14 protein-coding genes are annotated in these 18,235 nt (G+C 64.9%); 1 reads left to right on the top strand and 13 read right to left on the bottom strand.

The genetic code is table 11. From position 1 onward, the window contains the following. Positions 1 to 17: 17 nt before the first annotated feature. The 13 genes from RMO51_RS05365 to RMO51_RS05305 all read right to left on the bottom strand — a co-directional run bounded on the left by RMO51_RS05365 (position 18) and on the right by RMO51_RS05305 (position 17,273). Entirely contained in the window at positions 18 to 1,520 is a 1,503-nt protein-coding gene (locus RMO51_RS05365) for a Do family serine endopeptidase (protein WP_310392710.1), read from the bottom strand. 240 nt (positions 1,521 to 1,760) lie between these two features. Continuing rightward, a complete protein-coding gene (locus tag RMO51_RS05360) occupies positions 1,761 to 2,282 on the bottom strand; it encodes an Hsp20/alpha crystallin family protein (protein ID WP_310392708.1) in 522 nt (173 codons plus the stop codon). A 258-nt stretch (positions 2,283 to 2,540) separates the two neighbouring features. Continuing rightward, positions 2,541 to 3,362 (bottom strand): hypothetical protein, encoded by an 822-nt coding sequence (locus tag RMO51_RS05355; protein WP_310392707.1) that lies wholly within the window; start codon positions 3,360 to 3,362, stop codon positions 2,541 to 2,543. Between the two features lie 32 nt (positions 3,363 to 3,394). Then, positions 3,395 to 4,588 (bottom strand): M20 family metallopeptidase, encoded by a 1,194-nt coding sequence (locus tag RMO51_RS05350; RefSeq protein WP_310392705.1) that lies wholly within the window; start codon positions 4,586 to 4,588, stop codon positions 3,395 to 3,397. A 119-nt stretch (positions 4,589 to 4,707) separates the two neighbouring features. Beyond that, positions 4,708 to 5,259 carry a sporulation protein gene (locus tag RMO51_RS05345; protein ID WP_310392704.1) on the bottom strand — a complete coding sequence of 184 codons (552 nt, stop codon included), beginning with the start codon at positions 5,257 to 5,259 and terminating at the stop codon, positions 4,708 to 4,710. Then, positions 5,240 to 5,908 (bottom strand): deoxyribose-phosphate aldolase, encoded by a 669-nt coding sequence (gene deoC / locus RMO51_RS05340; RefSeq protein WP_310392703.1) that lies wholly within the window; start codon positions 5,906 to 5,908, stop codon positions 5,240 to 5,242. The genes RMO51_RS05345 and deoC overlap by 20 nt, the downstream gene beginning before the upstream one ends. Before the next feature lie 27 nt (positions 5,909 to 5,935). Beyond that, positions 5,936 to 7,804 (bottom strand): hypothetical protein, encoded by a 1,869-nt coding sequence (locus RMO51_RS05335; RefSeq protein WP_310392701.1) that lies wholly within the window; start codon positions 7,802 to 7,804, stop codon positions 5,936 to 5,938. Between the two features lie 223 nt (positions 7,805 to 8,027). Then, complete coding sequence (secA, locus tag RMO51_RS05330) at positions 8,028 to 11,438, bottom strand: preprotein translocase subunit SecA (protein ID WP_310392700.1); 3,411 nt, start codon at positions 11,436 to 11,438, stop codon at positions 8,028 to 8,030. Between the two features lie 227 nt (positions 11,439 to 11,665). After that, entirely contained in the window at positions 11,666 to 12,532 is an 867-nt protein-coding gene (gene rfbD, locus RMO51_RS05325) for a dTDP-4-dehydrorhamnose reductase (RefSeq protein WP_310392698.1), read from the bottom strand. After that, positions 12,522 to 13,910 carry a family 1 glycosylhydrolase gene (locus RMO51_RS05320; protein ID WP_310392696.1) on the bottom strand — a complete coding sequence of 463 codons (1,389 nt, stop codon included), beginning with the start codon at positions 13,908 to 13,910 and terminating at the stop codon, positions 12,522 to 12,524. The genes rfbD and RMO51_RS05320 overlap by 11 nt, the downstream gene beginning before the upstream one ends. Before the next feature lie 120 nt (positions 13,911 to 14,030). Then, a complete protein-coding gene (gene glf / locus RMO51_RS05315; protein WP_310392694.1) occupies positions 14,031 to 15,209 on the bottom strand; it encodes a UDP-galactopyranose mutase in 1,179 nt (392 codons plus the stop codon). A gap of 138 nt (positions 15,210 to 15,347) precedes the next feature. After that, positions 15,348 to 16,580: a glycosyltransferase family 1 protein gene (locus RMO51_RS05310; protein WP_310392692.1), complete on the bottom strand. Its 1,233-nt coding sequence runs from the start codon at positions 16,578 to 16,580 to the stop codon at positions 15,348 to 15,350. A 192-nt stretch (positions 16,581 to 16,772) separates the two neighbouring features. Continuing rightward, positions 16,773 to 17,273 (bottom strand): GNAT family N-acetyltransferase, encoded by a 501-nt coding sequence (locus RMO51_RS05305; protein ID WP_310392691.1) that lies wholly within the window; start codon positions 17,271 to 17,273, stop codon positions 16,773 to 16,775. A 224-nt stretch (positions 17,274 to 17,497) separates the two neighbouring features. Here RMO51_RS05305 and RMO51_RS05300 point away from each other — a divergent pair, with 224 nt between their 5' ends. Continuing rightward, entirely contained in the window at positions 17,498 to 18,232 is a 735-nt protein-coding gene (locus RMO51_RS05300; RefSeq protein ID WP_310392690.1) for an MOSC domain-containing protein, read from the top strand. Positions 18,233 to 18,235 lie beyond the last annotated feature (3 nt).

Genomic DNA, 18,235 nt, shown 5'->3' with positions numbered 1-18,235 from the left:
TTATTTCAGCAGGTGGTTTATTCCTGCCCGATGGGGTAATACGCTTTGCGACCGTCGGGGTACACGCCCTCCACCAGCGCGCCCGAGCTGTTGCGGGCCTCGTCGAGGTAGGTTTTCACGTCGGCGGGTTTGGTCACCGGGTTCTTGTCGATGCGGGTGATGATAAAGCCGTCGGCCATGCCCGTCTCGCGGAAATTACTCTCCCGGATGCCGCTGATTTTGGCGCCGCCTTCCAGGCCCAGCTTGGCTTGCTCGCGGGCCGGTACGGCGGCCAGCGTGGCGCCCTCGTACTTGATGGAGGCCAGCGCCGGCGCCTCGCGCACCACGCCGGTGGTGCCGGTGGCGTTGCGCAGCGTGGTGGTGACTATGCCCGGCGTGCTGCCGCGCAGGTAGTTCACCTTAATCTTGTCGCCGGGCCGGAACCGGGCCACTTGCTCCTGCAACTGCGAGGAGGTGTTCACGGCCACCCCGTTGATTTGCGTAATGATGTCGCCCATTTTCAGGCCCGCTTCGGCCGCCGCGCTGCCGGCCGTCAGGCCCTGCACGTACACGCCGTTGAGGCTGTTGAGCTTCTTGTCCAAAGCCAGCTTGGCGTCTACTTCCTGAATTTGAACCCCGAGCAGGGCCCGCTGCACCACTTTGTATTTCAGCAGGTCGTCGACCACCTTGCTGGCCAGCGAGCTGGGGATGGCAAACGCGTAGCCCTCGAACGAGCCGGTGTGCGAGGCAATGGCCGAGTTGATGCCAATCAGGTCGCCGTTCAGGTTCACGAGGGCGCCGCCCGAGTTGCCGGGGTTCACCACGGCGTCGGTCTGGATGAACGACTCGATGCCCATGTTGTCCTTGCGGCGCAGGATGTCGATGTTCCGGCCCTTGGCCGAGATAATGCCCGCCGTCACGGTCGAGTTCAGGTTGAAGGGGTTGCCCACGGCCAGCACCCACTGGCCCACCTTCACGTCGTCGGAGTTGCCGTACTTCACGAAGGGCAGGTTGTCGGCTTTCACCTTGAGCACGGCCAGGTCGGTGTTGGGGTCGGCGCCCACCAGCTCGGCCTCGTACTTGCGCTTGTCGTCGAGCACCACCTCAATCTTGGACGCCTTGTCGATGACGTGATTGTTGGTCACGATGTAGCCGTTGGCGGCGATAATCACGCCCGAGCCGGAGCCCTGGCCCCCGCCCTGGGGCTGCTGCCCGTGGAAGCGCTCGGCCTGGTCGCCGAAGAACTGGCGCAGGAAGGGGTCCATCTGCATCTGGCGCTGGTCGACGGACGGCGCGGCGTACTCGGTCATCACGTGCACCACGGCCGGGGTCACGGCGGCGGCGGCGGCCACGAAGTTCAGGCCTTCGGGCACGGCGTAGGTGCTGCTCCGCATCTCGGAGGTGTAACGCACCTGGGGGTCGGCTGCCACCGCCTGGGGCGCCACGGGGGCGGGCTCCAGCAGCTTGTACCCCCCCACGGCCACGCCGCCGCCGAGAATGGCGGAACCGAGCAGGCCGAGCATCATTTGTTTTGCTTGCATGGGTAAGGGAAAAATGAGAAAGGGTGAAACGGGTGTGATGAAGGGACTAATTTAACGCGCCGGCCGCAAAAACCAGGGGGCCGCCCCCAATTATTTCTTGCAACGCCGGAAAGATTCGCTTTGGTGCCCCGGGGTTGCTTGCAGCAGAAAATGGGCCAAGCCCGGGCCGTGCGGGTACAACAAGCGACTCTGCAAAAAAGGCACCCCGGGGGGTGCCTTTTTTGCAGAAACCGCCCACAATTAGCGAATTTCGATGTGTTGCTTGGTCACCTTGTCCGTGTCGAAGGGCAGGGTCAGGCGCAGAATGCCGTCGGTCAGCTCCGCGCCAATGGCTTTCACGTTCACCGTTTCGGGCAGGCGGAAGCTGCGGGAGAAAGCCCCGTAGTTAGTTTCTGTGCGGCGGAACGCGGGGGCGGGCGCCGCGGCGGGACTCACCACGGCCGGCGTCGAGTCGTTGGCGGCGGTAGCTTCCGTGGCGGTGGCAGCGGCTTCTTTGGCGGCGTCCACCGGGTTGGGCCGGGCGCCGGACACGACGAGTTGGCCGTCGAGGAATTCAATGTTTATCGCTTCTTTCTTCACGCCCGGCAGGGCCAAGTGCAATTCAAAGCCGGTGGCCGTTTCGAGGACGTCGGCGGCGGGGGCAAACGCGAGGGCGGGCTGGGCAGCCGCCGGCTGCGCGTCGCGCAGCATGTCGGCAAGCATGACACTCAGGGCGCGGCTGGGCCGCAGGGAAGGGCGGGGGTTATACAGCAAAGTTGCCATGGTTGATGAGGAATAATTGAGTGAGGTGAAAAACCAAATACCGCGTCGCGGCACACCCCTCTCCAATAAATTCCATACCAAACCCCAGCATCACCTTATTACAGACAAATTGTCTCGTTTCAGCAAATTCCTTGGTGCGTGTTCACGAAACCAATGAAACAATATGACACTCGCTACCTTTAAAGGCACTATTGGCCCGAATAACCTGACTGCTATTTTGTCACACTTGGCAACTACGCACTCGCCGACCTACGGTGTTTAGTGTTGCGTGGGAAGCTGTTGTTGCACCGATGCCGCTGCCGCCGGAAACAGCGTCAGGCGCAAGTCCAGCCCAACCACGGGCACCACCAAATTGGCGCGCCCCCCACCGGTTTGCTTGCCGTTGATATCAAACTGCGGCAAGGAGTTGATGTAAATGGTTTGGGAGGCCACCCAGGGAGTGACGTCGAAGCGCGGCGACAAGCGCAGCCCCACTTCGGCGCGCAAACTGCCAAAATCGACGACCCGCTCCTTGATTTCGTTTTCGTCGCGCTGCAGGCGCAGGTAGGTGGCTATTTCGTAGGCGAGGCGGGGGCGCAGGGCTATTTTTTCGCCCAACGAAAACAGCCGGTCCACGTCGAGGCGCAGGCGGGTCAGGGCCCGGTCCTTGTCCAAATTTTGGCCGCTGGTAAACGTCATGGCGTATTCCAGCCCCAGGCGCTGGCGGAAACCGAACGAACCGATTTTGCCAGTATGGCGCAGCAACAGCCCCGGCGTAACGTTCCCACCCAAGCCGAAAATGTCACCGTAGCCTTCGTTGTCGCCCCCCAGCAGGCGCAGCGTAGCGCCACCGCTCCACCGCGGGTTCCAGAAATGCTCGTAACCTAGGCGCAATTGCCCGGCAGCAAATGTGCTGCCGCCGTCAGTGGCCGGCGCCACCAAGTTAAAGCCCGCCAACAGATAGTCGGCTTCCTTCAGGGCCAGTTCCACTTGCGCCTCGGGCACCAGCAGCACCTCGCTGACGCTGCGGCGCTGCGCCGCAGCGGCCGTGGCCAAGCACAGGCCGCAAGCCACGAGCAAAAGACGGGAGGAGTAGGCCATCACGGGTCGATACGAATTCTCAGAAAACATTGCTACCGCCGCTCCGCCAGTTCCTTGATGGCCAGCCAAGCCATCAGGCCCGGGCCGGTGGCCAGGGCTTGTTCGTCGATGTCGAAGGTGGGCGTGTGCACCGAGGAAGCGAAGCGGCCGTCGGCGTGCCGGGTGCCGAGGCGGTAGAAGCAGGCGGGCGCGGCCTGGGAGAAGTAGGCGAAGTCCTCGGCGGCCATCCACTGGTCGAGCTCCACCACGTTTTCGGCGCCCAGGTACTCCACGGCAGCGGCCCGGATGCGGGCGGTGAGGCCGGGCTCGTTTTCCAGGTACGGGTAGCCGCGGCGAATTTCCAGCTCGCACACCGCGCCCATGCTCTCGGCCAGGCCCTCGCAGAGGCGGCGCAGGTGGGCGTGGGCTTCGGTGCGCCACTCCTCGTTGAGGGTGCGGAACGTGCCTTCGAGGTAAACCTCGTTGGGAATGACGTTGGTGGCGCCGTTGGCGATGACCTTGCCGAAGCTGAGCACCGACGGAATTTTGGGGTTGGCGCGGCGGCTCACGATTTGCTGAGCGGCCACGATGATATGCGCCGCCACCAGCACCGGGTCGAGGTTCATCTCGGGCATGGCGCCGTGGCCGCCCTTGCCGCGCACGGTGAGGTAGAGCTCGTCGGTGCTGGCCATGTAGCGGCCGGCGCGCAGGCCGATTTTGCCCGCCGGCAGGTGCGGAAACACGTGCTGCCCCAGCACGCTGGCGGGCCGGGGGTTTTCGAGCACGCCTTCCTTAATCATGAGCGAGGCCCCGCCCGGCAGCCGTTCCTCGCCCGGCTGAAACATGAGCTTGACGGAGCCCTGAAACTCCCCCCGCAGCTCGGTGAGGATGCGGGCCGCCCCCAGCAGGGAGGCCGTGTGCACGTCGTGGCCACAGGCGTGCATCACGCCGGGGGTGGTGGACTTGTAGGGCACGTCGTTGGCCTCCAGAATGGGCAGCGCGTCCATGTCGGCGCGCAGGGCGACGGTGGGGCCGCCGGGCCGCCCCTCAATCAGGGCCACCACGCCGGTGTTGGCAATGGGTTCGGGGCGCAGGCCCAGCTTCTCCAGCGCCTGCGTGACGAAAGCCGCGGTGTTGGTTTCGGCGAACGACAATTCGGGGTAGGCGTGCAGGTGCCGGCGCAGGACCACGGTATCGGCGGCGTGCTGGGCGGCGAGGCGCTGGATTTGGGGGATGAAGGCGTTCATGGGTTGATGTACTGATTACTAGATATGCTGATGTGCTGACGTGCCAGAATGTTTGCTTACGCAACGCCATTCCGGTGCATCAGCACATCAGCATATCTAACAATCAGCACATTAAAAAATCAAGGGTTTTTATTGAGCAGCACCTGGGTGGCTTCCAGCTCCAGCTTGGGGGCCAGGCCGCGCAGGCGGGCCAGGCCGCGGGCGGCTTCCAGCTTGGTGAGGTAGTCGCCGATGTAGAGGCGGTAGACCGGCGACTTGAAGGTGATGTAGTCGGTTTCGTCGGGGTAGCGGCCAATGATGGCGCGGCGAATGGCCATGACCTTGTCGCGTTCCAGGCCCAGGTACACCAGCACGCGGTAGCCCTGGGCGTACTTCACGTTCTGGTTGGTGTAGGCCTGGTCGCGCAGGCGCTGCTCAACCTGGGCGTTCACCTGGTTGGTGGGCGGCACCGCGGTTTTGGCCACGGCGGGGGCGGTCGCGGCGGCCTTCGGCGCCGCAAACACGGGCCGGTACTTGGCCACGTCCTCGGCGGGCAAGGGGGCGGGCGTGGCCGCCGTCGGCTTTTTCAGCGTGGTGTCGGCTGCCGTGCCGGCGCGGGGAGCGGTGCTGGCGCAGGCGGCCAAAACCAGCATGGTGGAAGCCAGCAGCATGTTAGGCAGCAGTCGGTTCATCGTTTTCACTAATCAGGGCCAGACTATGGGAAGAGCCGAGGCGGTCGGCGCCGGCCGCCACCAGGGCCAGGGCGGCGGCGCGGGTGCGGATGCCCCCGGCGGCCTTGATGCGCACCGAGGCGGGCAGCACCCGGCGCAGGAGCGCCACATCGGCCACCGAGGCGCCCCGGCTGGCAAACCCGGTGGATGTCTTCACAAAATCCGCCTCGCCGGCCACGCACAGCTGGCAGGCCAGCTCAATCTCGGCGTCGGTGAGCAGGGCGGTTTCGATGATGACCTTGAGCAGCGCCTGGTGCACGTGGCACAGGTCGGCCACGTCCAGAACTTCGGCCTGAATGGCTTCGGGCCGGCCCGATTTCAAGGCCGAGATATTGATGACCATGTCCAGCTCAGTGGCGCCGTCGTACAGGGCCACTTCGGCTTCCTTGAACTTGACGCTGGAAGTGGAATACCCCAGCGGAAAGCCGATGACTGTGCTCACGGCCACGGCCGTGCCGGCCAGCTTGGCCGCCGCCGGGGCCACGTAGCACGGCGGCACGCACACGCTCGCAAAGCCGTGCGCGGCAGCTTCCTCGCAGAGCCGGGCAACTTGGGCGTCGTTGGCATCGGGACGCAACAGCGTATGGTCGAGACGGGCAGCGAGGGTCATGCGGCAAAGGTAGCCGCAATGCCGCCCTTACTCCACTACCAGGCGCAGGTGCTGCCCGCCCGCCCGCAGTCGGTACAGCCCCGGGGCCAGGCCCGCAAGGTCGAGCGGAATCGAACCCGCGGGAAACGTGCGCACGGCCCGGCCCAAGCCATCGAACAGAACCAGGGGCGTGTCCGGGGCCGCGTTCAGCACCCAGGCCGTGCCCCGGGCGGGAACGGGAAACAACGACAGGGGTTCGGCGCTGCCAGCGGCCGCGGCCACGAACTGCACGGGCGAGTAGCTGGTCTGGCCGTCGAAGTCCTGCTGGCGCAGGCGGTAATAGGCGGCGGCGGGGGCGGCGTCGAGGTAAGAATACGCCCGGGGGCCGCTGCCGCCCGCTCCGGCCACGAAAGCCAGCTCGCGGAATTTCTCCCCGTCAAGTGATTTCTCGACGGCGAAACCGGCGTTATTTTTCTCCGAAGCCGTGCGCCAGGCCAGCGCCACGGCGGGGCCACGGCGCTGGGCCGAAAAGGCCACCAGCTCCACGGGCAGCGGGCCACCGAGCGTGCCCATCGGGGCGAAGGCGTACACCTGGCCCGCGGCGGGGCGCTCGGCCAGGTTATCGGTAGCGGCGGTGGCGCTGGCCGTGGGTGCCGGCCCGGTGCCGTCGAGGGAGAGAAAATACCCCCCGTCGTTGAACCCAATGGACGCGGCGGGCCTGTCCAGCAAGTTTACGGTGGGGGCGTAGGTGTACCAGACCCGGTTGGTGCCTTCGAACAGCTTGACCTGAAACGACAAGGAAGCCGACAGCGCGGTGAATTGCCAGCGGGCAGCGAACCACTCCGCCGTGAACACCCGGCCGGGGGCCGTGCCGGTCAGGCTGGTGCGAAACCCGCCGCCGACCAGGCTCAGGTCGTCCCAGAGCGGGGCCAGCACGGTGGGCACGGCCGCGCCGTCGGCGTACCCCTTCAGGTCGTTGGTGAGCCCGGACTCGGCCAAGTCCTGATTGAACGTGAACCAGCCGTTGGTGCTGGCCGAAATGGTGGCGTACGGCACGCCCCGGAACACAAACGGAAATCCAATGGCGACGCCGTTGTAGGTCCCGTCCTCGGCGTTGCCGAGGCTCAAGGCGGCGGCCGGAGTGGTCAGGGGCACGTAGGGGGCGGTTTTGGCGGCAAAATCGTAGAGCACGCGGGCCGGCGTGAAGGAATACACCCGGTTGCCGAGGCTGGGCAGCACGCTGATGTCGTTGGTGGCCAAACCGCTGCTCACCACCGGAAAAGCCGTCAGGGCGTCCAGGGAGAGGTAGTCGCCGGCGGCCCCGGCCAGCCCCACCGACGCCCCGGCGCCCGGGCCCACCGCGCCCCCGACCAGATTGCGGTAGGCAAACTGCACCACGTTGGTGTTCTCGTAGAGCTTCACCTCGAAGCTGATGCTGGGCAGCGGGGCGCTGGCGCCCCACCGCACGTCTTCCCACTCGGCCGTGAACACGCGGTTGGGGGCCGTGCCGGTGAGGCCGGTGCGGAAGCTGCCGCTGGCCAGGCTCAAATTGTCCCACAAAGGTGCGAGGAGGGGCAAGCCCGCGGCGGTGCCGCCCGTGGCCAGGTCGTTGGTGGCGCCCGGCGCGCCGGCCGTGCCGTCCTGCCCGAGCAGCAAAAAGCCGTTGGTGCTGGCCGACGCGGTGGTGTAGTCCACGCCGCAAAACCGGAACGGGAACCCGATGGTCAGGCCGTTGTAGTAGCCGTCATCCTCGTCGCCCACGTCCACCGCCTCCGCAGGCCCGGGCACGGCCACGTACTCCCGGGCGCCGGCCACGAACGTGTAGGCCGCCGCATCAGTGGGCTGCGCCCGCAAAGCGGCCGGCCCGCTCATCCCAATGAAACACAGAAAGGCGGCTAAAAACTGGGCTTTTCTCATGAGCAGGGAGCAGGTTGGCCAGGTCCTCAGTTGCTGCTTGCTCTAAATGTAATATTATATTTTTATATTATTGCATTCTTCACCTTTTTTTTGGCAGTTCTTATTCGGGTTGTTCCCTTGTGCCCCGCCTCTCCCTGGGTGGCCCGTGAGCCCTGACAGCACCAAAGCCCCGGCCGCATCAGCAGCCGGGGCTTTTCCAGGGCAACTCGTCGCGGGCGCGGCTCTAGTCCACCAGCACGCACTTGTGGGTGAGTACGTCCTGCTCCACGGTCTTGTACTTCACGTCGCGCAGCACGCGGCCGTCCATGTATTGCACGCTCACCTTGTCGTTGCGGTTGGCCACTTTCTGGCTGCGCACGGGCACCTGCTTTTCGGCTACGGCCGGGGCCTGGTAGCCGGGCCCGATGTCCTCGGGGCCGGCGCCGAGCGAGTCGCGCATGGACTCCTTCTCGATGGTGAACTGGGGCTGGTGCTCCTCGTCTTCGAGGTAGTAGTCGGGCTCGGCGTTGGTGCCCACGGCGCCTTGCTGCACCGGCACGTCGGCGTGGAAGAGGAAGGCGGTGGTTTCTTCATTCACCCGCCCAATCATGCGCTTGAACAGCTCGAAGCTCTCGAACTTGTACACCAGCAGCGGGTCCTTCTGCTCGTACACGGCGTTTTGCACCACCTGCTTGAGGTCGTCCATCTGGCGCAGGTGCTGGGTCCAGGCCGTGTCAATCACGCTCAGCACCACCACCTTTTCCATCTGGCGGAGAATGTCGTGGCCGCCCGTGGCCTGGGCCCGGCGCAGGTTGGCCACGGCCTGCACCTGCTTCTTGCCATCGGTGAAGGGCACGGCAATGTTCTCGTAGGGCGCGCTCTGGGCCAGCAAGTCGTTCACCAGCGGCAGCGAGTTCGACGCAATGTGCTCGTTCTTGCTCTGGAAATAGCCCAGGGCCTCGTCGTACAGCTTCTGGGTGAGGGCGGCCAGCGGCAGGCCGGTAAGGTCCGGCGCCGTGAGGTGGGTGTCGTAGCCAAACACCTTGATGACGGCCAGCTGGAAGTCCTCGAAGTCGCCCGTGATTTTGTGGCCCGCGGCGATGTCCTCGCTCACGTCGTAAATCATGTTGAGGATGTCGACTTCCATGCGGTCGCCGTGCAGGGCGTTGCGGCGGCGCTTGTACACCACCTCGCGCTGGGCGTTCATCACGTCGTCGTACTCCAGCAGGCGCTTGCGGGTGCCGAAGTTGTTTTCCTCCACCTTCTTCTGGGCCCGCTCGATGGAGTTGGTAATCATCGAGTGCTGAATGACCTCGCCCTCCTCCATGCCCATGCGGTCCATGAGCTTGGCGATACGGTCGGAGCCGAACAGGCGCATGAGGTTGTCCTCCAGGCTCACGAAAAACTGCGAGGTGCCGGGGTCGCCCTGGCGGCCGGCGCGGCCCCGCAACTGGCGGTCCACCCGGCGGCTCTCGTGCCGCTCGGTGCCGATGATGGCCAGGCCGCCGGAGTCCTTGGACGTTTCACGCAGCTTGATGTCGGTGCCGCGGCCGGCCATGTTGGTGGCAATGGTCACGGTGCCGGGGAAGCCCGCGCCGGCCACAATCTCGGCCTCGCGCTGGTTCTGCTTGGCGTTGAGCACCTGGTGCTGGATGCCGCGCAATTTCAGCATCCGGCTCACCAGTTCGGAGATTTCCACGCTGGTCGTACCCACCAGCACGGGGCGGCCGGCCTCCACCAGCTTCTGGATTTCCAGGGCCACGGCGTTGTATTTCTCGCGCACCGTCTTGTACACCTGGTCATCGGAGTCGGCCCGCGAAATGGCGCGGTTGGTGGGAATCACCACCACGTCGAGCTTGTAGATTTCCCAGAACTCGCCGGCCTCGGTTTCGGCCGTGCCGGTCATGCCGGCCAGCTTGTGGTACATGCGGAAGTAGTTCTGCAGCGTCACCGTGGCGTAGGTCTGGGTGGCGTCTTCCACGCGCACGTTTTCCTTGGCCTCGATGGCCTGGTGCAGGCCGTCGGAGTAGCGGCGGCCTTCCATCACGCGGCCGGTTTGCTCGTCCACAATTTTCACCTTGCCATCGTCGGTCAGGATGTACTGGTCGTCCTTCTCGAACAGCGTGTAGGCCTTCAGCAGCTGGTTCACGGTGTGCACCCGCTCCGATTTCTCCTGGTAGTCGCTCATCAGCTTCTCCTTCTGATGCAGCTTGTCCTCGGTGCTGAGCGCGGCGTTTTTCTCGATGTCGGCAATGGCCATGCCGATGTCGGGCATGATGAACAGCTGCGGGTCCTCGCCCTGGGCCGTAATCAGGTCAATGCCTTTTTCGGTCAGCTCAATCTGGTTGTTCTTTTCGTCAATCGTGAAAAACAGCGGCTCGTCGGCCTTGGGCATTTGCCGGGAGTTGTCCTGCAGGTAGTGGTTCTCGGTGGCCTGGAGCACCGCCCGCACGCCGCTTTCGCTCAGGAACTTGATGAGCGGCTTGCTCTTGGGCAGGCCGCGGTGGGCCCGGAACAGCATGAGGCCGCCCTCGCCGTTCTTGTCGCCTTCTTCCACGCCGGTTTTGCCTTCGGCAATGAGCTTGCGGGCCTGCACCAGGTAGTTCTGCACCACCTTTTTCTGCTCGTCCACCAAGCGCTGGATGCGCGGCTTGAGCTGGTAGAACTCGTGCACGTCGCCGCGCGGCACCGGGCCGGAGATGATGAGCGGGGTCCGCGCGTCGTCAATCAGCACGGAGTCCACTTCGTCGACCATGGCGTAGTGGTGCTTGCGCTGCACCAGCTCCTCGGGGTCGCGGGCCATGTTGTCGCGCAGGTAGTCGAAGCCAAACTCGTTGTTGGTGCCGTAGGTGATGTCGGCCTGGTAGGCCAGGCGGCGCTCGGGCGTGTTGGGCTGGTGCTTGTCGATACAGTCCACCGTGATGCCGTGAAACTCGAACAGCGGCGCGTTCCACTCCGAGTCGCGCTTGGCCAGGTAGTCGTTCACCGTCACCAGGTGCACGCCGCGCTTCGACAGCGCGTTCAGGAACGCCGGCAGGGTCGAAACCAGCGTCTTGCCCTCGCCGGTGGCCATTTCCGAGATTTTGCCCTGGTGCAGCACCACGCCGCCAATGAGCTGCACGTCGTAGTGCACCATGTCCCAGGTGATTTCGGCGCCGCCGGCCAGCCACTTGTTGGCCCACACGGCCTGGTCGCCCTCAATGGTGCAGTTGGCGTGGGTGGCGGCGTACTTGCGGTCGATGTCAGTAGCCGTGACCACTAATTGGCCGTTCTCCTTGTAGCGGCGGGCGGTTTCCTTCACGATGGCAAAGGCGGTGGGCAAGGCTTCGAGCAGCACTCCTTCGAGGTCCTTGTTACGCTGCTTTTCCAGCGCGTCAATCTGCTCAAACAGCACCTCTTTCTGGGCCACGTCGAGCTGGGGCTGGCTGTCAATCTGCTGGTGCAGGCCGGCCAGCTTCCCGTCCAGGGCCGCCAGGCGCTCGTCGATGCGGGCACGCAGGGCCGCTGTCTGCGCGCGGAGCTGGTCGTCGCTCAGGCCGGCCAGTTTGGCGTATTCGGCATTAACCAGCGCCACGTACGGCACAATGTCCTTCAGGTCGCGCTCCGACTTAGAGCCAAATAGTTTGGCGACGGTCTTGCCTAGGAATTCTAACATCGGGTAGTTCTATGTAGCGGATATGCGCCGGGGTGGGCCCCAAATTTACGGAGCCTTCCGCTAAAACCGTCCCAAGGTGAAAATCCGGCCACATTGACGGGTGTCGCGCGCATGTTATAAAAGTGGCGCGCAGCCTTTGCTGCGCAAGTGCGCGTGGCAAGCACGAGGAACCGACCTGGCGTTGCCGCTCGCTTCGCTCGCCTGCGCAGCAAGGCTGCGCGCTACTGTTACAGCATCCGCCCCAGCGCGTCCTCAATGGAAGGCTGCACCATGCCCTTCTCGCTGGCCAGCACGCTCTGCCGGGGCCGCCGCGCCGGCAGGCCAAAATCAGCCATTGGCCGCGGCACCACAAAATCCTCTGCCAGGCCCGCGCGGCGCGCGGCGGCGCGGGCCAGCTCGGCCCAGGTGCAGCTGTCCTGGCAGGCGAGGTGCCAGAGTCCGTGGGCCTCGTCGAGCAGCAGGTCAAGCGCGGTGTTCACCAGGTCGGGTACGTAAGTGGGGGCCATGCGCACGTCGTCGGCTGCTTCGAAGGGGTAGCCGGCACGCCCGGCTTGCAAGGCAAAATGCACGAAATTGTACTCGTCCCAGCTACTAAAAAAGGCGCTGGTCCGCACCACCAGCGCGGCCGGGTGCGCGGCCAGCACGGCCCGCTCGCCGGCCAGCTTGCTGCGGCCGTACACGTTGAGCGGATTGGGCACCGAGGATTCGGTGTAGGGATGCTCCTGCTCGCCGTCAAACACCAAATCGGAGGAGAAGGTGAGCAGCGGCAGGCCGTGCGCCGCGCAGGCCTGGGCCAGCACCTCCGGGCCGGTGGCGTTTTCGCGAAAGCAGCGCTCCGCGTCCGTTTCGGCGTCGTCAACGCGCACGTAGCCGGCGGCGTTTACCACGGCCCAGGGGCGGTGCTCCTCTAGTGCCGCGGCCACCGAGGCGGGGTCGGCAATGTCCAAATCGGCGCGGCCCAGCTCCACCGCTGCCAGGCCGCGGGTAAGGCAGATGCGGCCGAAGGCGCGGCCCAGCGTGCCGTGCGCTCCGGCAATGAGCAGGGGCCGAATGTCGGCATCGGAAATATGGCCGGGGATGAAATCAGGCCGCATGCTTCAGCTTTTCGTTGGCGCGGGCGGCGGGCTGGTCCCGCCCCGGAGCCTTGGGGGCTTTCGTCTCCCGCGACGGGGCGGGCGCGCTGCTGGGCTGAAAGTGCACGCGGCCGGGGCGCTGCCACCAGCCCAGGCTTTGGAGCACGGGGTGGTGAAAAGGCTTCTGGTGCGCGAGGCTGCGCACCAGCCGGGCCAGCAGCGTCGGCCGGGGCTGCCTGCTGCGCACGTCGAACACGCCGGTTTCGTAGTGGCCCACGTCGCGGGTGAGCAGGCTCACCCAGTCGAAGGCGCCAAACAAGGACCACACCGTGACGGCGCGCACGTCGGCGCCCTGCTCCTGGGCGGCCCGGGCCGATTCCCACACGTAGTGCAGCCAGCGCACCTGCTCCTCGCGGGTGCAATTGAGGTGGGCTTCGGTGATGGCCACGGGCAACTGGTAGCGCTGCCAGGCCTGCAGCAGCAGGCTGGTGACGCCGGCCAGCTCCACGCCGCCGCCCACGCGCACGGCCTCCACGTCGGAGTAGCCCTCGCGGCCGTTGCCGCTGCGGTGGCAGGGCCAGTAGTGGTGGGTGGCCTCGTCCAGAAACCGCTCGCTGGTGAGGTAGTGGTTCAGGCCCAGCATGTCGGGCGGGCAAGGGTCGGTGAGCCAGCTTTGCAGCTCGGCTTCGGCGGCGCCGTGTTGCAGTAGGTAGCCCCAGAACGGGTGCGCGGGCGTGACGTGCCCGCACAGCAAGTCGAAGCTGAGCCAGCGGCGCTGGTTCTCAAAGTCGGCCTGGTAGCGCAGGGCCGGGGTGCTGTGCACCTGGGCCAGGTCCTCGGTTTGGACCAATTGGGCATGCGGAATGATTTCGCGGATGGCCCGCATGGCCCGGCGCGTGGCATCGAGCTGGTTGAGCAGGGCGCGCACGAAGGTGCGGTCGTCGCGGGTGTGGGGGTACCAGTGGCCGTAGAGGGCGCTGAAGCGGGCGGTGGTCAGCGGCTCGTTCACGGGCGTGAAGTGGGTGAGCCAGGGAAAGCGGCGGGCCACGTGGGCCGCGTGCCGGGCCAGGCCGCCGGCAAAATTGTCCTCGGGCAACGCGGTGTAGCGCGGGCCGCTGCCGTGGTGCACCAGCCCAACAATCGGGTTGATGCCCAGCTCGCGCAGCCGGGGCAGGCGCTCATCGGCCCAGGTCCAGTCGCAGGTGTCGGGGGTTTCGGGCGACGTGTGCTCCCAGAGCACGGGGTAGCGTAGGGTTTTCAGGCCGAGGCCGGCCAGCAAATCCAAATCGGTGGGGCGGTGCCAGTGACCACTGCGGGTGAGCTGGTCGGAGTACCCCTCGCCCACGCGGCAGTGGCTGCATTCAATGCCGCCCCAGAGTTCCAATTGGTGTTGATTCATAGCAAGAGGTGCCGGTAGAACAATGGCCCGGCGCGGCAAGCGGCTGGGCCCGGGCTTACATCAAACCGCCACCCGACGTGGTGCGAAGGGTGGCGGTTTGGGTTCTTTACGCGCGCGCTGCTATTCTTGTTTGGGCGAGCGGCTCACCAGCTTCTCCACCAGGGCGGTACTGCCCGAGATGGCGGGGCGCTTGGCGCGTTCGACATCGGCCTTTTCCGTCAGCTTTTTGTAGAGCGTGAGGGCCTGGGCCACCACCTGGTCCATGTTGTAATACTTGTAAGTGGCCAGGCGCCCCACGAAGTGCACATTGGGCGTCTCGTCGGCCAGCTTCTTGTACTGGTTGTACAGCTCGGCGTTGGCGGCCATCGGGATGGGGTAGTACGGGTCGCCCTCGGCCTGCGGGTATTCGTACACAATGGCCGTTTTGGGATGGTCCTGGCCGGTGAGGGCCTTGAACTCGGTAATGCGCGTGTAGGGGTGCTCGTTGGGGTAGTTCACCACGGGCGCGGCCAGGTGCTTTTCCTTGCTCAGCGTCTCGTGCTTAAACTCCAGCGAACGGTAGGGCAGCTTGCCAAACTTGAAGTCGAAGTACTCGTCGACCGGGCCGGTGAAAATCATTTCCTTGAACGGAATGAAGTCCATCACCTCGTGGTAGTCGGTGTTGAGCATCACCTTGATGTTGGGGTGGTCGAGCATTTTCTCAAACATCCGGGTGTAGCCGTGCAGGGGCATGGCCTGGTAAGTGTCGGTGAAGTAGCGGTCGTCGCGGTTGGTGCGGGTGGGCACGCGGCTGGTAACCGATTTGTCGAGCTGCGAGGGGTCGAGGCCCCACTGCTTGTTGGTGTAGTTCTTGAAAAACTTGTTGTACAGCTCGCGGCCGACCTTGCTCACCACCACGTCTTCGCTCGTTTTGATGACGGGCACCGACTCGGCCACGGAGGCAAAAAACTCGTCCAATTCGAAGCTGGTCAGGCTCAGGCCGTAGAGCTTGTTGATGGTGTCGAGATTGATGGGCATGGGCACGTGCTGCCCGTCGACGGACGCCAGCACGCGGTGCTCGTAGGGGCGCCAGTCGGTGAAATTGCCGAGGTAATCAAATACGTCCTTAGAATTGGTGTGGAAGATGTGGGGGCCGTACTTGTGCACCAGGATGCCGTCCTCGTTATAGTGGTCGTAAGCGTTGCCGGCAATGTGGCTGCGCTTGTCAATAATGAGGACCTTCTTGTTGCTGCGGGTGGCCAGCCTTTCGGCCAGTACGCTGCCGGCAAAGCCGGCCCCGACGATGAGGTAGTCGAACATGATGCGTAGGGTATGGAAATGAGGAAAGGAAAATATTTTTTTAGTGATTAGTGGTTAACGGTCAGTGGTTAATACCGCGAGTTCTTTAGAATAATGAGTCGGAAAAACAAGCACTGCGGACGGCATAATGCCCGATTATTAACCATTAATCACTAACCGCTGACCGTTAAGAAGCCGCTGCTGCATGAGGCCCACCATGGCCTGCCAGGTTTGGTCCCAGGAAATGGTGGCCAGGTACTCGTCGGTGCGCCGCCGCCAGTCGGCGTCGGTGCGCTGGGTGAGGGCCGTGGCGATGGCCGCGCCGAAATCGGCGGCGTTGTCGGCAATCTGCACGAGGTTTAAATCGCCGTAGGGCCGCACCACGTCGCGAATGGGAGTGCTCACCACGGGGTTGCCAGCGGCCAGGTACTCCGGCGTTTTGGTCGGCGAAATAAACTTCGTGCTCTCGTTGTCGGCGAAGAGCAACGTGGCTACATCCCAACCCTTCAAATACGCGGGCAGTTCCAGGTAGTCCTTCCCGCCGAGGTAGTGCACGTTGGGCGTGCAGGGCAGGGTGGCGGGGTCAATTTTCACCACCGGCCCAATGATGACAAACTGCCATTCGGGGTGGTTGTGGGCCAATTCGCGCAGCAATTCAATGTCCAGCCGCTCGTCCACCACGCCGAAGAAGCCCACCCGCGGGTGCGCAATACCGGCCTGGTCGGCGGGCTCGGCCAGCGGGCCGCGGGCCTGGCCAAAGTGGGCCTTGTCGATGCTGCTCGGGAAGGCGTGGGCGTCGGCGTGCTGCTCGCGCTTGGCTTCGTACAGCGTCTGGCCGCCGGTGAACACGAGGTCGGCTTTCTCGAACAGCTCCTGCTCGCGCTGCTTGAGCGCGGGCGGGGCAAACTTGAAGTTGGCCAGCTCGTCCATGCAGTCGTACACGGTGAGCACGGGCCGGAAGCGGCGCGACTTGCCCAGGGCCATGGGCGTGTAGTACCAGAAGGCGTACTTCGTGATGCTTTGCTCCTGGAAGTAATGGCTCAGCAGCTCAAACTGGGCCTGGTCGGCGGCGGCCTCGTCGGCGCGCAGGCGTTGGGGCAGGTGGGCCACCACCACTTTGAGGCCGTTCGGGCGCTCTTTTATTTCAATGTGCGGCTCCACCAGGTCGTCGGCGTGGTAGAAAGCGTCTTCCACGTAGAACACCCGGCCCTGCTGGGCGAAGCGCGACAGCAAGTGCTGGGGCCGCTGCCACACAAAGTCCCAGTGCAAATGCGCAAAGCAAACAAGGTCCGGGAGCGTGTAAGGAGTGGGTTTTTCGGCGGCAATTGCGCTGGGCCGGGCAGCGGTGGCAGAGGCATACGAGGGCGCCTCCACCGTCGATGAAGGTGGCATGAGAAACGTCAGGAAGGTGAATTTTGCGCCGCGCCGGAATAACTCGGGATAGAACGGCCGGTGCGCTTGCCCTCCTATACGGCCCGGCCCGGCCAAAGGATATAGTTCAGCTTAGGTTGCTAATCATGCCTCTCAAGAACATAATTAGTAACAAATACAAAATGATTTGCATGAGTGCATTGCCTCATTGGCTCAGAGCAAGCACTGCCACTCCACGGCGTCATCCCAGCCGCTGCTGGTGCGCAGCCAGGCCCGGCGGACGCCCACCCGCCGGAATCCGGCCGACCGAAACAACCTCAAACTGGGAGTATTATTTGCTCCAACGGTGGCGTATACTTGGTGCAGGCGCAGCACCGCCCGGGCGTGCGTTTTCACTAATTCCAGGGCTTGGTGGGCGTAGCCGTGCCGCCGCTCGCTGGCCAGGATGGTGATGCCCACCCCCGCCCGCTGGTGCAGCGGGTCGTAGTCGAACAGGTCCACCACGCCCACGGCCGCGCTGCTAATATCAGTAGTAACCACTAGCCGCAGCTGCCGCACTACGTATAAATCCGCGGCGGCGTGCGCCAGGTATTCCCGCAGCGCGTGGCGCGATAGCGGCGCCAAGGTGTCGGACACGCCCCACAGGTCGCGGTCGTTTTCCAGCGCAAAAAGAAATTCCAAGTCGTCGGGTTCGAGGGCGCGGAGGTGGACCATGGCGGGGCAAAGTACAAGGCGCGGCCTTAGCGGCAGGTTTGGCGCGGGCCCGGGGACGGCCCTCGCCCGCCGGCCGCCCGCCAGGAATTGGCTGAACGCCGGCACCGACGATGCGGCCGGGGCGGCAGGCCTCGCCCGGCGGAGCAATACTAATAAGTGGCCGGCGGGCGTTGGGGAACCAGCTTGGTGCACCCGCCTGATTTGCCACCGTTTCCCTTCGCTTTATGATTCCTTCTGCTACTTCGCTGGCCCTAGCCCTGACTTCCGTGCGCGCGGGACGGCCCCGCAGCTACGGCGAAGCCGGCGCCCCCGACCCCATGCACCGCCCGTGGACCACGGCCCTGCAAAAAGAACCGCTAACAAACCGCGTCTGGCTCTCGGCCTTCAACCTGGCCGGCGACGAGCAAGCCGACCAACGCAACCACGGTGGGCCCGACCAGGCGCTGTGCGTGTACCCCGGCATTCACTACGCCCAATGGAGCGCCCGCCTTGGCCAACGGCTGGGCGCGGGCAGCTTCGGCGAGAACCTGACGCTGGCCGGCAGCCCCACCGAGGCGGACGTGTGCATCGGCGACGTGTTTCGGTTTGGCGAGGCCACGGTGCAGGTGTCGCAGCCCCGCTCGCCGTGCTGGAAAATAGCCCGCCGCTGGCAGAGCCCGCTGCTCCCGCAGTGGCTGCAGGACTCGGGCTTCACCGGCTGGTACATGCGCGTGTTGACCCCCGGCCACGCCGGGCCCACCGACCACCTGGAGCTGACGGCCCGGCCCCACCCCGAGTGGCCCGTGCTCCGGGCCAACGCCGCCAAGTACAACCAGCGGCACGACCAAGCCTTGGTGGCCGCCCTGGCCGCCTGCCCGGCCCTGGGCCAGCGGTGGCGCGACAAGCTGCAAAACCGCCTGTCCGGCCGGCTTCCCCTGAACGACGACGCCAACCGGCTGCAAGGGCCCAACGTGGAGTAGCGC

Source organism: Hymenobacter sp., from assembly GCF_031398885.1.
GTDB lineage: Bacteria > Bacteroidota > Bacteroidia > Cytophagales > Hymenobacteraceae > Hymenobacter.
The sequence above is the reverse complement of the archived record's forward strand: the minus strand, read 5'-3'. Positions and strand labels throughout refer to the sequence as shown.

Bases quoted from the DNA above. Each gene is read 5' to 3' on its own strand.
- RMO51_RS05335 (WP_310392701.1), bottom strand. From the start codon at position 7,804: ATGAGAAAAGCCCAGTTTTTAGCCGCCTTTCTGTGTTTCATTGGGATG.
- RMO51_RS05350 (WP_310392705.1), bottom strand. From the start codon at position 4,588: ATGAACGCCTTCATCCCCCAAATCCAGCGCCTCGCCGCCCAGCACGCC.
- RMO51_RS05310 (WP_310392692.1), bottom strand. From the start codon at position 16,580: ATGCCACCTTCATCGACGGTGGAGGCGCCCTCGTATGCCTCTGCCACC.
- RMO51_RS05355 (WP_310392707.1), bottom strand. From the start codon at position 3,362: ATGGCCTACTCCTCCCGTCTTTTGCTCGTGGCTTGCGGCCTGTGCTTG.
- RMO51_RS05365 (WP_310392710.1), bottom strand. From the start codon at position 1,520: ATGCAAGCAAAACAAATGATGCTCGGCCTGCTCGGTTCCGCCATTCTC.
- glf (WP_310392694.1), bottom strand. From the start codon at position 15,209: ATGTTCGACTACCTCATCGTCGGGGCCGGCTTTGCCGGCAGCGTACTG.
- RMO51_RS05305 (WP_310392691.1), bottom strand. From the start codon at position 17,273: ATGGTCCACCTCCGCGCCCTCGAACCCGACGACTTGGAATTTCTTTTT.
- deoC (WP_310392703.1), bottom strand. From the start codon at position 5,908: ATGACCCTCGCTGCCCGTCTCGACCATACGCTGTTGCGTCCCGATGCC.
- RMO51_RS05320 (WP_310392696.1), bottom strand. From the start codon at position 13,910: ATGAATCAACACCAATTGGAACTCTGGGGCGGCATTGAATGCAGCCAC.
- secA (WP_310392700.1), bottom strand. From the start codon at position 11,438: ATGTTAGAATTCCTAGGCAAGACCGTCGCCAAACTATTTGGCTCTAAG.
- rfbD (WP_310392698.1), bottom strand. From the start codon at position 12,532: ATGCGGCCTGATTTCATCCCCGGCCATATTTCCGATGCCGACATTCGG.
- RMO51_RS05300 (WP_310392690.1), top strand. From the start codon at position 17,498: ATGATTCCTTCTGCTACTTCGCTGGCCCTAGCCCTGACTTCCGTGCGC.
- RMO51_RS05345 (WP_310392704.1), bottom strand. From the start codon at position 5,259: ATGAACCGACTGCTGCCTAACATGCTGCTGGCTTCCACCATGCTGGTT.
- RMO51_RS05360 (WP_310392708.1), bottom strand. From the start codon at position 2,282: ATGGCAACTTTGCTGTATAACCCCCGCCCTTCCCTGCGGCCCAGCCGC.